The sequence below is a fragment of the Shewanella fodinae genome, from assembly GCF_014651955.1.
GTDB classification, from domain to species: domain Bacteria; phylum Pseudomonadota; class Gammaproteobacteria; order Enterobacterales; family Shewanellaceae; genus Shewanella; species Shewanella fodinae.
Genome location: NZ_BMXW01000001.1, coordinates 353,987 through 369,041, shown reverse-complemented (window position 1 = coordinate 369,041; position 15,055 = coordinate 353,987). Strand labels below are relative to the sequence as shown.

At 51.2% G+C, this 15,055-nt stretch carries 15 protein-coding genes; 5 read left to right on the top strand and 10 right to left on the bottom strand.

Annotation, left to right across the window (positions count from 1 at the left end; all coding sequences use genetic code 11):
• Positions 1 to 34 precede the first annotated feature (34 nt).
• Genes IE064_RS01835 through IE064_RS01820 form a run of 4 tightly spaced genes read left to right on the top strand, consistent with a single transcriptional unit; the run spans position 35 to position 3,690 of the window.
• A complete protein-coding gene (locus IE064_RS01835) occupies positions 35 to 691 on the top strand; it encodes a TetR/AcrR family transcriptional regulator (protein ID WP_189615874.1) in 657 nt (218 codons plus the stop codon).
• A complete protein-coding gene (locus tag IE064_RS01830) occupies positions 688 to 1,629 on the top strand; it encodes an HlyD family secretion protein (protein ID WP_189615873.1) in 942 nt (313 codons plus the stop codon). Before IE064_RS01835 ends, IE064_RS01830 begins: the two co-directional genes overlap by 4 nt.
• A complete protein-coding gene (locus IE064_RS01825) occupies positions 1,626 to 2,570 on the top strand; it encodes an ABC transporter ATP-binding protein (RefSeq protein WP_189615870.1) in 945 nt (314 codons plus the stop codon). The genes IE064_RS01830 and IE064_RS01825 overlap by 4 nt, the downstream gene beginning before the upstream one ends.
• On the top strand, positions 2,560 to 3,690 hold the full coding sequence (locus IE064_RS01820; RefSeq protein ID WP_189615869.1) for an ABC transporter permease: 1,131 nt from the start codon (positions 2,560 to 2,562) through the stop codon (positions 3,688 to 3,690). The genes IE064_RS01825 and IE064_RS01820 overlap by 11 nt, the downstream gene beginning before the upstream one ends.
• A 25-nt stretch (positions 3,691 to 3,715) precedes the next feature.
• Here the strand turns inward: IE064_RS01820 and IE064_RS01815 are convergent, their stop codons facing one another.
• Together IE064_RS01815 and IE064_RS01810 are read right to left on the bottom strand one after the other, a co-directional pair.
• On the bottom strand, positions 3,716 to 4,474 hold the full coding sequence (locus IE064_RS01815) for a COG4705 family protein (protein ID WP_189615866.1): 759 nt from the start codon (positions 4,472 to 4,474) through the stop codon (positions 3,716 to 3,718).
• Between the two features lie 98 nt (positions 4,475 to 4,572).
• Positions 4,573 to 4,965, bottom strand: coding sequence for a hypothetical protein (locus IE064_RS01810; protein ID WP_189615865.1), 393 nt, complete (start codon positions 4,963 to 4,965; stop codon positions 4,573 to 4,575).
• 250 nt (positions 4,966 to 5,215) lie between these two features.
• On the opposite strand from IE064_RS01810, the gene IE064_RS01805 reads away from it, so the two are divergent.
• Positions 5,216 to 5,602, top strand: coding sequence for a YybH family protein (locus IE064_RS01805; RefSeq protein ID WP_133037705.1), 387 nt, complete (start codon positions 5,216 to 5,218; stop codon positions 5,600 to 5,602).
• A gap of 30 nt (positions 5,603 to 5,632) precedes the next feature.
• On the opposite strand, the gene IE064_RS01800 is transcribed toward IE064_RS01805, so the two are convergent.
• The 8 genes from IE064_RS01800 to IE064_RS01765 all read right to left on the bottom strand — a co-directional run bounded on the left by IE064_RS01800 (position 5,633) and on the right by IE064_RS01765 (position 14,901).
• On the bottom strand, positions 5,633 to 7,288 hold the full coding sequence (locus IE064_RS01800; RefSeq protein WP_229799827.1) for an OpgD/OpgG family glucan biosynthesis protein: 1,656 nt from the start codon (positions 7,286 to 7,288) through the stop codon (positions 5,633 to 5,635).
• Positions 7,289 to 7,646: 358 nt separating this feature from the next.
• The gene (locus IE064_RS01795) at positions 7,647 to 8,072 is read right to left on the bottom strand and encodes an Hsp20/alpha crystallin family protein (protein WP_189615859.1); all 426 of its coding nucleotides are present in this window, start codon (positions 8,070 to 8,072) and stop codon (positions 7,647 to 7,649) included.
• 210 nt (positions 8,073 to 8,282) lie between these two features.
• Entirely contained in the window at positions 8,283 to 9,086 is an 804-nt protein-coding gene (gene trpA, locus IE064_RS01790) for a tryptophan synthase subunit alpha (RefSeq protein ID WP_189615857.1), read from the bottom strand.
• A gap of 1 nt (position 9,087) precedes the next feature.
• On the bottom strand, positions 9,088 to 10,290 hold the full coding sequence (gene trpB / locus IE064_RS01785; protein ID WP_189615855.1) for a tryptophan synthase subunit beta: 1,203 nt from the start codon (positions 10,288 to 10,290) through the stop codon (positions 9,088 to 9,090).
• A 41-nt stretch (positions 10,291 to 10,331) separates the two neighbouring features.
• Entirely contained in the window at positions 10,332 to 11,726 is a 1,395-nt protein-coding gene (gene trpCF, locus IE064_RS01780; RefSeq protein WP_189615853.1) for a bifunctional indole-3-glycerol-phosphate synthase TrpC/phosphoribosylanthranilate isomerase TrpF, read from the bottom strand.
• Positions 11,719 to 12,750, bottom strand: coding sequence for an anthranilate phosphoribosyltransferase (gene trpD / locus IE064_RS01775; RefSeq protein WP_189615852.1), 1,032 nt, complete (start codon positions 12,748 to 12,750; stop codon positions 11,719 to 11,721). The genes trpCF and trpD overlap by 8 nt, the downstream gene beginning before the upstream one ends.
• Entirely contained in the window at positions 12,743 to 13,345 is a 603-nt protein-coding gene (locus tag IE064_RS01770; RefSeq protein ID WP_189615849.1) for an aminodeoxychorismate/anthranilate synthase component II, read from the bottom strand. Before IE064_RS01770 ends, trpD begins: the two co-directional genes overlap by 8 nt.
• Positions 13,342 to 14,901: an anthranilate synthase component 1 gene (locus tag IE064_RS01765; protein ID WP_189615847.1), complete on the bottom strand. Its 1,560-nt coding sequence runs from the start codon at positions 14,899 to 14,901 to the stop codon at positions 13,342 to 13,344. Before IE064_RS01765 ends, IE064_RS01770 begins: the two co-directional genes overlap by 4 nt.
• Positions 14,902 to 15,055: the final 154 nt, after the last annotated feature.

The window sequence follows — 15,055 nt, the reverse complement described above, 5'->3', positions numbered from 1 at the left end:
ATATTCATCAGTAGATGAATTAAAGGAGCCCTCGATGCCAATCAAACCGGGAAGACCTAAAGGTGATCCGCAAACCCGTGCAGCACTGGTTGATGCCGCTAGGGCTTGTTTCTTACACAATGCCTATGAGCGCGTGTCTATTCGCGAACTCGCCAGACGGGCCAATGTTGACGCCGCCATGATCCGCTATTATTTCGGCTCCAAGGCAGGATTGTTTGAAACCATGGTGCGAGAAACGATAGCGCCAGTGGCACAAATACTTAAACACAACCTCAGTTGCGAACTACATTCTCCAGAAGAGCTGATGCAAGCGTACTACCAGATGATGGCAGCCAATCCGGCTTTACCACGACTGATTTTTCAGGTGCTGAATAATCAGAATGATAACGAAGCGTTTGCTGTTCTCTCAGGTGTATTTCGTGAAATGCTGGGCAACGCTTCTGGTTGGGTACAGCAATTGGCCGCTCGACGGCAACTTAATGTCAATCTGGACCCACAACTCATTCGTCTCAGTTTTATCAGCCTGATGGTGTTCCCTCTGATAGCCCCCAAGGTATTAATGCAGGAATTTGGTCTTGAGTTGACCGATAACTGGTTAACTAAGTTGCTTAATCATAACCGTATTGTAATGCGTGAAGGATTGTTTAACCCGGATAACTTGCCGCCTACCGGGCCAGGAGTATACAAATGAATTACCAACATTATTGCGGGGTGCTGCTGTTGTTATTGAGTGGCTGTTCAGGGGGAGATGGTAGCCGCGCTATGGGGACGCTGGAGCGAGACCGGATGATATTGTCGGCCCCGGTCGCGGAGCAGATCAGCGCTATTGATGTCACTGAAGGGCAGCAGGTACACGCGGGTGAGCTATTGCTGCAACTGGACAGTCGTAGTGCCAGTGCCGTTGTAGAACAGCGCCGCGCCAGTCTGGAGCAGGCCAGAGCGAAGCTGCTGGAGTTACAAACTGGTGCCAGAAATGAACAAGTTGCGGCGGCTGAAGCTGCTATGCAAGCGGCCAAGGCGCAGGCAGAGGATGCTGCCAAGCAATATCGCCGGGCACAAGAGTTGTATCATGCGCAAATGATAGGTAAAGCCGAATTGGACTCAGCTACTGCTCTGAAAAACCAGACTCAAGCACTTACCGAACAGGCGCAGCAGCAGTGGCTAGAATTGAAAAACGGAACCCGCAGCGAGCAACTGGCTCAGGCTCAGGCGCAAGTGGATGAAGCGGCTGCCGCCTTGGCTGCAGCCGAGAAATCGTTGGTCGATCTTAGCCTTAAGGCGCCGAGGGATGGCGAAGTAGACATTCTTCCATGGAAAACCGGCGATCGGGTTGCTGCCGGGGCACAATTGGTGACCCTCCTAGCATCCGATCGCGCCTATGCGCGGGTATATTTGCCGCAAACCGCGTTAGCCCAAGTGCATCGAGGCGATAAAGTGCAAGTGTGGGTAGATGGTCACTCACAACCGTTTGACGGCACTATCAGCAATATTCGCAGCCAGCCAGCGTTCACCCCCTATTTCGCTCTGAATGAACGGGATAGAGCGCGGCTGATGTATCTCACCGATATTGATTTACCCGGCGCTGCTAGCCTACCGGTAGGGATTGCACTGGAGGTGCGATTACCATGACCGAAGCCGCAACTTCCCCCGAACCTACCGTGGCCATTAGCGCCAGCGGATTAACGCGGCGTTTTGGGGATCTGGTCGCCGTCAATCAGCTGGACCTGACCGTTCCTAGGGGCACTATCTACGGTTTTCTTGGCCCCAACGGTTGTGGCAAGTCTACCGCGATTCGGTTGCTGACCGGGTTACTGGAACCCAGTGCTGGCGAGGTAACCGTTCTTGGGCAATTGCTGAGGGGGCATGAGGAAGCGCTTAAAAGCCGCATCGGCTATATGACGCAGAAGTTCTCGCTGTATGACAACTTATCAGTGTTGGAAAACCTGCGATTTGTCGCCGCTATTTATGGCGTCAGAGGCCAAAAAGGCCGTGACCGAATTGATGAATTGTTGCAGCAGTATGGGCTTGAGCACAGGTGCCAGCAGTTGGCAGGCACGATGAGCGGTGGTCAGAAGCAACGACTGGCGCTTGCCTGTGCCACGTTACATCAACCGGAGTTGCTGTTTCTTGACGAACCGACTTCGGCGGTCGATCCGCAAAATCGCCGTGATTTCTGGGAGCAATTGTTTGATCTCAGCGCCGCGGGAACCACCATTTTGGTGTCCACCCATTACATGGATGAAGCGGAGCGCTGCCACCGTCTGGCAATTATGGAACACGGCTTCAAACGCGCCGACGGTACACCTAGAGAGCTAATGCAATCAATGGGGGCAACGGTCATTGAAGTCAGTGGTGATGGTCTTCGGCAACTGAAACAGCAGTTGACCGTGCAAACCGCAGTAATTTCGGCATCCCAGGCGGGTAGTCGTTTGCGGGTGTTGGTGAAAGATGAACAACGGGATCCGCTTGGCCTGCTGCAACCCTTCTGTGGCGCACACCAGTTAGAGATCGTACGGCCCAGTCTGGAAGATGTGTTTGTAACATGTACCGGAGGCCGCCATGTGGGCTAGATTACTGGCTATCATCACCAAAGAGTTGAAACAGCTGGCGCGTGACCGCATGACCTTTGGCATGATTGTCATGATCCCGCTGTTGCAGTTGATGCTCTTTGGTTATGCCATCAATACCGATGTGCGGCATGTGCCTGCGGGTGTTGTTGATTTGAGTCAGAGTAGCTACAGCCGGGCGTTATTGCAGGCACTATCCGCGTCGCAGGTGGTGGATTTTACCCACAACTACAGCTCCGCAACAGCGGCAGAACGGGCGATTACTAATGGCGAAGTGAAGGCCGTATTATATCTGCCAGCGGATTTTGGCGAGCGATTAGTGAATCATCCCGCATTTGACAGTCACCGAGAACGTTCGGCGCTGACCCGCCCCGTTGCCCAATGGTTGGTGGATGGCTCAGACACCATGGTCGCAGCAACCATTCGGGCGCTTCGTACTATGCCTTTAGATGAGTTGGCTGACCGCAGTGTCAACGCAGTGGTGCCAACATTTGAGGTGGTGGAGTACTTTAATCCCGAGCAGCGTTCCGTGGTGAATATCGTGCCTGGCTTGCTGGCGGTGATACTGACCATGACCATGATTATGTTTACCTCTGCCGCCATCGTTCGCGAGCGGGAGCACGGCAACATGGAGTTTTTGATTGCCACGCCAGTAAAGCCGCTGGAACTGATGCTGGGCAAAATCATTCCCTATGTATTGGTGGGTTTGATCCAGGTAACCATCATTCTCTGTGTGGGTCATTGGGTTTTTGCCGTTCCTGTACGCGGAGGCCTGGATTCTTTACTATTGGCGTCACTGCTGTTTATCTGTGCCAGTCTAACGTTAGGGCTGGTGATAAGCACTATTGCACAGACCCAGTTGCAAGCGATGCAGATGACTGTCTTTGTGCTGATGCCATCGATTCTATTGTCCGGTTTTATGTTCCCTTATGAGGCGATGCCTTCAGCGGCGCAGTGGATAGCCGAAGCGCTGCCAGCCACCCATTTTATGCGGATGGTGCGGGGCGTAGTGTTGCGCCAAGCAGAGGTTATGTCATTGGGGGAAGATGCATTGTGGTTATTGGGTTTTACCTGTATCGGGGTGCTTATCGCCTCAAAACGCTTCCATAAGCGGCTAGGATGAGGCGTTTGTTAAGATTTAGTCGTGGTCAATGGGTTTTTAGGGCGGCGCGTTGGGGGAGTAGCACAATAAGCAATACAATGGTTGTTAATAGTGCCGCTGTGGCGGAATAACGGCTCAGATCCAACCCGCCTTGCGCCACCGGTTTATCCAGAAAATCCCCAACAACCGCCCCTAATGGGCGCGTTAGCACAAATGCTGCCCAGAACAATGCGGTACGTGATATATGACTGAAATAGGTGAGCAATACAATAAGTAACAGCAAACTACCGAAGACTCCAGCGGCAAACAGATACCCCAAATCAGCACTGTCTGCGGTCCAATCGCCGAGCGCCGTCCCCAGTGTTTGCGAAAACATGATAGTCAACCAGTAGAAAAACTGTGCTTTAACGCTGCTGACCGATGTAATGTCAATACTGCCAAGCTGTCGGTGCCAGAAAACTAACGTAAGCGCTAACAGCGTGAGTAACAGCAAAGTGCCACCACCATAACCAATGCCCAGTGAGCGGGTGGCAAAGTCGGCTAAGGTGGTGCCCACGGTGGTTGATGCCAGAATGGTGGCCCAGTAGCGCAGCGGCTGAAAATCCGTAGCACGGATCTGCCATAGCACCATAGCGACAAACAGCAGCATAAATAGAGCACTGCTGATGAGATAGCCCAGATCCATCGACATGGAAACGGCATCACCCCCGGTTTCGCCGAGCGTCGTTGCCAGAATCTTAATGATCCAGAACCCCAAGGTCACCGCGGGTACTTTGATTAATGTTGCTTGGGTAGTGCTATTCATCACAAGGTCTCTCCGTTAAGTCTGCGTTGTTCTGCTCACTGGCAGGCTCGGCCGTGTGGCGCTTCCATCATAAAATGCGATGGGGAAGCAATTTACTATTAAAAACGGAACGCCAAATTGACACCAAAGTAATGCCCTGTTTCACCGTCTTTGTGGACAGTGGGTGTCAGCAGATAGTGATCCGTGCTGTAACTGCCAATGAGCGCGCCAACCGCAAAACAACTGGCATCGAGCAAGGCTTCACCGGCGGTGTTATCGCCAACGGCAAATTCACGAAACTCTTCTAGTGTGCTAATTGTTGTTGGCAGCCAAAAACCATTCCAGGCTCTATCTTGTTGCGGTAGATAATAATTACTCAGTGCCGTGACGGCACCGGAGGTAAACAATCCCCCAGCAAAATGCCCAAGTTCGCTGTTCAAACTTGAATTACCGTTGGCATGTGCCTGAGTGCAGCACAACAGTAATCCGGCAATAACTAACCCTGTTTTCATGATGATGCCTTCCTAGTGAGCGCATTTGCTCTTTCATTACCCGCTTATCGCGTGATATCCACGGCGCAGCGTATGCTCGATAAACTACAATCTGCTTGTGCGTTATAGTGAATCTAGCCTTGGTATTCTTAACAGAGAGTTAAGGGAAACATTTGTTTGACACCGAGCGTGCCACCAGAGATTTGTGCTATTACAAGCCTTGCCGTTAATATGTTGCAACAATGAGCCTACTTAACTAATGGAGATTGCCGTGGCTCAACACCCCGTTGAACAACAGATTGCTATGGCTGATAAGGCGATAATGGCCGAAGATTTTGATACCTTAATGCAGTTTTATGCAGCAGATGCGTTACTGGTGATTAAACCCGGAATGAATGCCAGCGGTAAGGCCCAGATCCGTAAAGCCTTTGAAGCCATCGCCGGCTATTTTGAGCATTCATTGCAAGTCACACAGGCCGGAATGGTGTTACTGCCTGCGGGAGATACCGTGCTGGCGTTAGCGCGAACAATGGTGAGTGCTAATAATCTGCCAGCCACTGAGCGACAGGCGACTTATGTGTTTCGACTGATTGACGGACAATGGCTGTGTGTGATTGATAACTCCTATGGGCATGCGTTGTTAACGGAAACTGCCTAAAAGAACGCCGGCAAATGCCGGCGTAATCATTTATTTAAGATGACCTGCGTTATGCAGTTGCCGCTGATCTTTTGGCGGTGGATTCCATTGATACAGCCAGGTTTCTGATAATGGTTGTCCATCGGCCTCCAGATACAGGCGAATATTGATTGGGTCTGTGCTGTCGTCTGACGGTACCAGATCAAACATGGCGCGATAGCCATCGATAGCATGCAGTGGACGGGCAGATTCTATTTCTGTGCGACCACGAGACACTGAAATGACGGCTTTCACGTCAGTGTCTTTACTGAGCATTGGCAGTGAGCCACCGGCAAAATCCACGACGAAGCGTTTGCTGTAATAAGGGCGTTTTTTGCCGATTACGCCACCGATACCAGTGAAGGTGTCCACCACTCGTGCTTTGGGCGATTGTTCTGGTGGGATCCCCCCCCAATACATGTTGTAACTGAACAACAGCTCCTGACCTGCAGCTACCGGTTGTGCCGGATTCCAAAAAGCCACTATGTTATCGAACGTTTCATCTAAGGTCGGAATTTCCACTAGTTGCACTGAGCCTTTGCCCCAGTTGCTGGTGGGTTCAATCCATAGACTTGGACGTTTTTCATAGAAGACGCCATCATCCTGATAGTGATCAAAGTTACGGTCACGCTGTAGCAGACCAAACCCCTTGGGATTGTCATCGCTGTAAGCATTAAAGCGTAATTCTGCGGGGTTATTTAACGGCCGCCAGATCCACTCACCATTGCCGGTGTGCATCGCCAGACCATCCGAGTCATGGATCTCTGGGCGCCAGTCATAGTCGGTACGGCGATCGTTTTCGCCAACCATATACATGCTGGTTAATGGGGCAACGCCAAGCCGTTCGATGGTTTTACGAGGATAAATAGCTGCGTCAACTTTTATCTTTAATTTGGCCCCAGGCTGGATATCAAATCGATAAGCACCAGTGACACTGGGCGAGTCCATTAGTGCGTAGACAGTGGTCACATCGGAATTGTTTTGCGGATGTTCCAGCCAGAAGTCGGTGAACATCGGGAACTCTTCTGGATGATCCATCGCGGTATCCACGGCTAAGCCTCGGGCAGAAAGCCCGTATTGCATCTCCTGACCGACAGCGCGGAAATAACTGGCACCGAGGAAGGCAATAACATCACGTTCCCAGTCGGTGTGAAACTGCATTCTGAAACCGGCAAAGCCAAGATCTTTCGGCAGTGCTTTACCATCGACTTTGGATTTACCGTAATCAAACATTGCTGATGAATACTTGATAGGAGAGGCTTTGCCGTCCCGCAGTTCATACATCTGTACTGGCGTATCAAAATATAATCCGAGGTGAAACAGTTCCACCCGAAAATTCACATCATCATTACGCCACAGCGCCGCCTTTTTCTTAAAATGCAGCTGTTGATAATCGTCCCAATCCAGATGTTTAAGGTTGTCAGGTAATTCACCTTTGTGGCTGACATAAGCTTGCGTTGCCAGATTGCGGGCGTAGCCTTTAAGCCAGGCATAGCTAAAATTTTCTCCCTCTGCTGGTGACGCCTGCAAGCCAACCGCGCAGGCCGATAAACTCAGCAGCACACCACAGGAAATCAATATGCTGCGGGTAAATTTCAGCGCCCGCCGCCGTCGTCCCGGCATCTCCCTGTATTGACTCACAGGGCCCGTTACCAGTGAATTTTTCATAATTTCTTTTGCAGACAATAAGTTGAATTGCATAAGCAGACTCTGAGTTAGGTGACTTTCCGGTATCTCCCGCCTGAGCGGGTTCCTTAACGCTATATGTTACAGGTAATGATGAAACCTGTGGAGGTGCAGCGAGGGCAACTTTTGCCACAATCTGCATAAAAATCAGTACGCCAGAATCTAGCACATTTTTGTCACAATGGAATGCTGTCGCCGGATTAGGTTCAGGAAAAAGTGGTTTGCTATCAGCATTGTGAATAGTTGTGCTTAAATATTATGAGGTTGTAATAACTAGCTGAATTTAATTGTAAAAAAAGCCACCTCCGAAGAGGTGGCGACGGGTTGGAAAGTGCTAAATCTAGTGGATATCAATCTGATGTTTACTATCGACTTTCACCGCAGTTTTCGGCAATGTCAGATACAACATGCCATTGTCGAATTTCGCATCAATGGCATTTTCATCCACGTTTTCAGGTAACTGAAAACGACGGACAAACTGGCCGTAATAACGTTCGGTCAGATGCTGTTTGTCATCTGTATGTTCATGTTTACGTTCGCCACTAAGCACCAGACAGCCATCTTCTATATTAAGGCTGATATCTTCTTTCTTCATTTCTGGTAACTCTACTTTCAACAGATAGTTGTCAGCGTTTTCGCTGATGTCTGTTGCTGGCAACCAATGGCGATCACCCGCCATAAATGGCGTGGGCCAATTCACCAAAGATCCGAAACGGCTGAACAGGTTGTCGAATTCTTCTGCAGGATTCCAAGGACGTAATTTCATATGACCTCCTTATGAGTTGTTATCCCAAGTTGATTCAACATCTCGGTAATTCTCGATTACCTGTTTTGTAATATGGTAGCGCTAGGCGTTTTTTCAAGGATTAACCCACAATTTTTTTATGGTATTTTGTGCATAAAAGGTGGGTGCTTATGGCAAATATAAAGGCAGGTTCATTCCTGCCTTTTGCTATTGTTATTTAACGCTGGCTTTTTAGGCGGCAGCTTTCATCGCTTTAACAAATGTCCCCAGTTTTTCCAGCATCACTTTAGGGTTATCTAGGTTGGCCGCAATAATCTTGACTACTGCTGAACCAGAGATCGCGCCAGCGGCTCCGGCTTCAATAGCCGCGGTGATCTGTTGGGGTTCAGCGATACCAAAGCCCAGTAATGGTGGTGGTGCGTTAAATTGTTTCAACATATCCAGAATCTCATGGACCGGCATACCTGCGGCGTTGTCAGCCCCGGTAACCCCTGCCCGTGATACCAGATAAGTGTATCCTTCCCCGCTGTTCGCAACTTTTGCCAGCGTATCGGCATCGGCATTCGGTGGTGCGATAAAAATCGGTGCTATGCCAACGCTTTTGGCCGCCGTAACAAAGGGGACAGATTCTTCAACGGGCACATCGGCAACCAATACTGAATCGACCCCAGCTGCTTTGGCGCGCTGATAAAAATTCAGTACACCATTGGCATACACCAGATTGGCATAAAGCAACAGACCAATGGGCGTGTTTGGGTGCTTAGCGCGGATTTTGCTGATCATTTCAAAACAGCGACTAGGAGTGGTGCCACTGTGGAGTGCGCGCAGGTTTGCGCCTTGGATCACCGGGCCATCGGCTAGGGGATCTGAAAATGGAAAGCCTAGTTCCAGACAATCGGCACCGTTGGCAATTAGGGTATCGACAATTGCCAGCGACAGTTCAGGATTAGGATCTCCCAGGGTAACGAAAGGCACAAAGGCGCCGCGTTTTTCTTTCGCGAGCCGGGCAAAACAGTGTTGATAACGTTCGCTCATTTTAATCCTCCTGGCTGGCTTCGCGGGCGGCCAGTATGTCTGAAACGGTAAAGATATCTTTGTCGCCACGACCGGAAAGATTCACCACCAAGATGGTGTCATCGCTGCATTCGCGGGCATAACGCAGCGCGTAAGCGACTGCATGTGCTGACTCCAGCGCCGGAATAATACCTTCATGACGCGCTAACAGCTGGAACGCTTCCAGTGCTTCTTCATCGGTAGCCGATTCATAATTGGCGCGGCCAGAAGCATAAAGATAGGCGTGTTGAGGGCCCACGGATGGGAAATCGAGACCAGCAGAGATGGAATAGGATTCTTCAATCTGCCCCTCTTTATCTTGCATTATCGGTGATTTCATGCCGAAGAAAATCCCAGTCTTACCGTGGCGCAGCGGGGCCCCATGCATATGGGTTTCGATGCCTTTGCCTGCAGGTTCCACGCCTATCAGTTTAACGGATGGCTCATCGATAAAATCAGCAAACATACCGATAGCGTTGGAACCGCCCCCTACACAGGCGATTACTGCATCTGGCAACCGGCCTTCTCTTTCCAGCATTTGGCGTTTGGTTTCTTCGCCGATCATTTTTTGGAACTCTCTGACAATGGTCGGGAATGGATGCGGTCCGGCGGCGGTTCCCAACAGGTAATGGGCTCGTTCATAACTGCCTGACCAATCACGCATGGCTTCGTTACAGGCGTCTTTCAGTGTGGATGAGCCTGCGTGTACCGGGATCACTTCGGCGCCCATTAAGCGCATGCGGAACACATTAGGACTTTGACGTTCGACGTCTTTGGCACCCATATAAATACGGCATTTGAGCCCTAGCAATGCACAGGCGAGGGCGGTCGCTACACCATGTTGTCCGGCACCGGTTTCAGCGATGATCTCATTTTTACCCATACGTTTGGCCAGCAACGCCTGTCCAAGCACCTGATTGGTCTTATGGGCACCGCCATGCAGCAGATCTTCACGCTTTAGGTAGATTTTCACCTTAGGGTTGGGTGACAGATTGCGCGTCAACGTTAGGGCTGTTGGGCGCCCGGCATAGTTCTTCAGCAGATCGTGAAATTCCGCTAAAAAAGCTTTATCTTCCCGCGCTTCGACAAATGCCCGCTCCAGCTGTGTAAGCGCTGGCATCAATATTTGCGGCACATACATACCGCCATATTCCCCAAAATAAGGGTTGAGTAACATTTCGCTCATGCTATTTCCTTGAAGCGGCTTAGCCGCAGTCAAACAGGTGATTACGCTCTGACGGCAGCCAGTACGTCGTAAATTTTATCGCTGTCTTTGATCCCCGGTGCGACTTCAACCCCAGAGTTAAAATCCAGTCCGTAAAAGCCTTGCATCGCAGCCGCGGCCGCATTCTCTGGCCTTAAGCCACCCGCCAGCATTGCCTCGTGCTTACGGGGCAGTGGTTGTTGCCAATCAAAAACTTGGCCGGTACCGCCGAAGCTGGCACCACTTTTACTGTCATAAAGGATGCGGTCAGCAAATTGTGGCAAAGAGGTAATGGCGGTTTGTTGTTCAGTACTGACGGCGATGGCTTTCCAGATCTCTGTTGCCGTCATCCCAGCGTTATCAAGTGCTTGCCGCAGTTTTTCCAGTGTGGTGTCATCTTCGTTGCCATGCAGTTGCACGGCGCTTAACTGCAGTTCGGCAGCAATAGCCGCGATTTCGGCAACTGGGGCATCCACAAACACACCGACTAACTGTAATCGTTGTGCTTGCTGCTGATTGTTTTCGGCGAGTTGACGTGCTTGCGCTAAACTGACTTTGCGAGACGATTGCGGTGCAAAAATCAGTCCGCCGTATACAGCGCCCGCATCGGCAGCGGCGTGAATATCGCTGTTGCGGGTGAGCCCACAGATCTTGTGATGACCAAAAATCAATTTGCGGCAGGCCAGATCCAGATCTGTCTCGGCCATCAGTGAACTGCCCACCAGAAATCCATTCACCAGCGGTGCTAACTGTCTGACATCGGCATGGGTATAAATGCCGGATTCGCTGATGACCAGCATTTCCGGCGGCAGTTTCGGTGCCAGTCTTTCGGTGGTGGCGATGTCCGTGGTTAAATCGCGCAGATTGCGGTTATTGATCCCTACCAGCGGTGCATTCAGGGCGATCGCCCGATTCAATTCCTCTTCATTAGAGACCTCAGTGAGGACATCCAATTTGTATTTGGCCGCTTCTGCTGCCAATTGCCGGTACTGCACGTTATCTAAAACCGACAGCATTAGCAGAATGGCATCTGCCCCCTGATGCGCAGCGAGCTTCACCTGATAGGGAGAAATAAAAAAATCTTTGCACAGAATTGGCTGGTCTACCTGACTGCGAACCTGCGGGATAAAATCGAAATCCCCTTGGAAAAATTGCTCGTCTGTCAACACGGATACAGCACTGGCGTAATGACGATACACAGTGGCGATGGCTTGCGGGTCAAAATCGTTACGGATTAAGCCTTTTGAGGGGCTGGCCTTTTTGCATTCCAGAATAAAACTGGCTTTGGGGCCGCTAAGTGCCCGATACAGACTCCGGTGTGAAATCTGCGGCTGCAGGCTCGCTTCAGGAAAGCGTTGTTGCAGTTTGGCAATATGGTCTTTTTTGCTGTCGACAATCCGAGTTAACACATTACTCATTAGCCGTCTCCAGTTGACTGCCCACCGCCAGTTGCTGGACTAACGCAGCACCACGGCCGGCATCGAGTGTTTGCAGCGCCAGTGCGGTGGCACTGCGCAGATCATCCGCCAAACCACAAAGATAAAGGGCACAGGCGGCATTCACGGCAACGGCATTGCGCTGGGCAAGAGTGCCTTGACCGTTGAGCACCGCTTGGGTGATAGCGGCGTTATCAGCAGGTGAGCCACCTTCCAGATCTTTGATGGTGGCAGGTGCCACACCAAAATCTGAGGGCATGAGTCGGTATTCTTCAATATCTCCCTGCTTGAGCTCAGCGACAAGCGTTTCGCCGTGCAGCGCAACTTCATCCAGTCCCGCACCGTGTACCACCATCGCCCGTTTAACCCCTAGTGCCTGTAGAACTCCGGCAATCGGGCGGACCAGTTGCGGGCTGTATACTCCCAGCAACATATAATCGGGGCGCGAAGGATTGATCAACGGCCCCAGTACATTAAACAGGGTGCGGGTTTTTAATGCTTGGCGTACCGGTACCGCATGACGCACACCACCATGATAATGGGGCGCAAATAGAAAGCAGATCCCCAGTTCTTCTAGACAGCGGGCGGCCGTTGCCGGAGACATAGTGAGCTTTATTCCCAGCGCTGACAATAGATCAGACGCGCCAGATTTGCTGGAGACGCCGCGGTTACCATGTTTGGCGACTTTGGCGCCCGCCGCTGCGGCAACAAAGCAAGCAGTGGTGGAAATATTGATAGTGTTATAACCATCACCGCCTGTGCCAACAATGTCGATAACGCCGTGGCCGCTAACCGGAAACGGTTTAGCGGCGGCTAGCAGTGCGTCTGCAGCGCCGCTTATCTCATCGACCGTCTCCCCCTTAATCTTTAACGCAACCAATAGCGCCGATATAGCCGCTTCGCTGAGTTCTCCCGCTATCAGTGGTGTAAACAATGCCTGAGTCTGACTACGGCTCAGCGATTTACCCGCGTAAAGCTGTTCCATTAACGGTTGTATATCAGACATTGGTGGTCTCCCTGCTGGCAGATGTTAAATACTGCAGGGTTTGCACCAACAGTGTACTGCCCTGGGTGCTGAGAATAGATTCAGGATGGAATTGGAAACCTACCGATGCATGTTCGCGATGCTCTATGGCCATTGGCATGTCTTCAAAGCTGGCAATAACCTCAAGACAATCTGGCACCTTGGTTGCCACTAACGAGTGGTAACGGGCAACCGACAACGGCGATGGCAGGCCGGAAAACATACCTTGACCATTGTGGCTGACTGGGCTGGCTTTACCGTGCACTATCTGCCCCGCACGGCCAACGGTGCCACCGTAGTATTCGACCAATGCTTGGTGACCAAGGCAGATGCCCAAAATCGGCAGTTTGCCAGCGACTTTGCCTATCAGCGACAGCATACAGCCAGCTTCGGCAGGGGCACCTGGCCCAGGAGATAATACCAATGCTGTGGGCGCCGGTTCTGCCAGCATAAGTGCTGACAGATAATCGGCGCTGATGTCGTTGCGGTAGATGACCACTTCAAAGCCGAGGCTGCGGAACTGATCTACCAAGTTGTAGGTAAAAGAATCAAAATTATCCAGCAGGTAGATTTTCATAGTGCGCCTCCCATTTTGATTGCGCTGATAACGGCTTGCGCTTTCTGGCGTGTCTCTTCGGCTTCTGCCAACGGCTCGGAGTCATACACTACACCGGCGCCGGCCTGGATATAGGCGATGTCATTACTGACAAACGCTGAACGGATAACAATACAGGTATCCATATCACCCAGACCGTTGATATACCCCACTGCTCCGCCATAGCTGCCACGGCGTTTTTGTTCCACTTCGCGAACCAGTTGCGCGGCGCGTACCTTGGGTGCGCCTACTAACGTCCCCATGTTCATACAGGCTTGATAGGCATGAAGTGCGTCCAGATCCTGGCGTAATTGGCCAGTGACGCGGCTAACCAGATGCATCACATGTGAATAACGGTCCACTTTGAGTAAATCGGCCACTTTGCGGCTGCCACTCTCGCTGATACGAGCAATATCATTGCGCGCCAGATCAACCAGCATGATGTGTTCGGCTAACTCCTTTTTATCGAGCCTGAGTTCCAGCTCGATTCGACCATCCAGATCGGCATCAATATTACCGTCAATATCTTTGCCGCGTTTGCGGGTGCCAGCAATGGGATACATTTCCACTTGATTGCTATGGGTTTCATATTTCACGGCGCTTTCCGGTGATGCGCCAAACAGGGTGAAATCGGCGGCACGTAGATAAAACATGTAGGGGCTGGGGTTGGTCAGCCGCAGTGCCCGATAAGCGCCCAGCGTATTGGGGCAGGGCAGACTGAAGCAGCGAGATGGCACTACCTGGAAAATATCGCCAGCACGAATATGTTCTTTGAGTTGCGCCACTTGGGCACCATATTGCGCATCGCTGATGTTGGCCTCAACCTCAGCATGCACCCCTTTAAGCTGGGGAATTTCCTGTTGCTGTTGGCAGCGTTCGCTGATCTCAGCAACTCGTTGTTGTAGCTGTTTGTTGACTCGGCTGTCTGCGGTAAACGCATGACTGATCACTTCAGCATTTTGGCGCTGGTGATCAACGATAATCAGCGTTTCTGCCAAATAGAACAGGTAATCCGGGCAATGGTTGTTGCCACTTGCGACGTCTTGTAATGGTTCAACAGTGGCAATCAGGTCATAGCCTAGTACACCGCCAAGGAACAAGCCTTCAAAACAACTACCGCCGTCCATTGCTATGCCTTGTTGCAACAGTCGCAGACCTTCAAGCGGTGACAGGGCTTTAAGCCTAGCGTCTTCGTCCAACGCTTCGGTTACCTTGGTAAAGCTGACGATTAATAATCGGTTACTTTCACTCACTTGCGCTAATGGTTTGAAGTAGCTGGCAATCGCGGGTAACAGCGTGGCGCCATTTTCAGAAAGGGCGTTAAAGCTGACGGTTTGCCCCATGCAGGTGACGCTCAGCGCTGCATGGGTAAGAATGATGCTTTTAAGATGATCTTTACTGTCAATTTCGGCGGATTCCAGCAGCATGGTGTGCGGCCGGTTGTCGGTCAGTTGCTGATACAGTCGTAGCGGGTCGTCTTGATAGGGCAAAGGGTGATGGTTGTAATTGACTGTCGCGATTGGCTTAAGTCTGTTCATATATAGGTCCTGTGTTGCCTAACGTTTACCTGCTGCGGATCTTCTTGCTTCAGAAACGCAAGAAGCCCGCATTTCGCGGGCTTCTTCGTTGAATCTTACTGTTTTCGTTTAGATACAGCGCTTCACACCACCCGCGTTTAAGGGAAGTGCCACC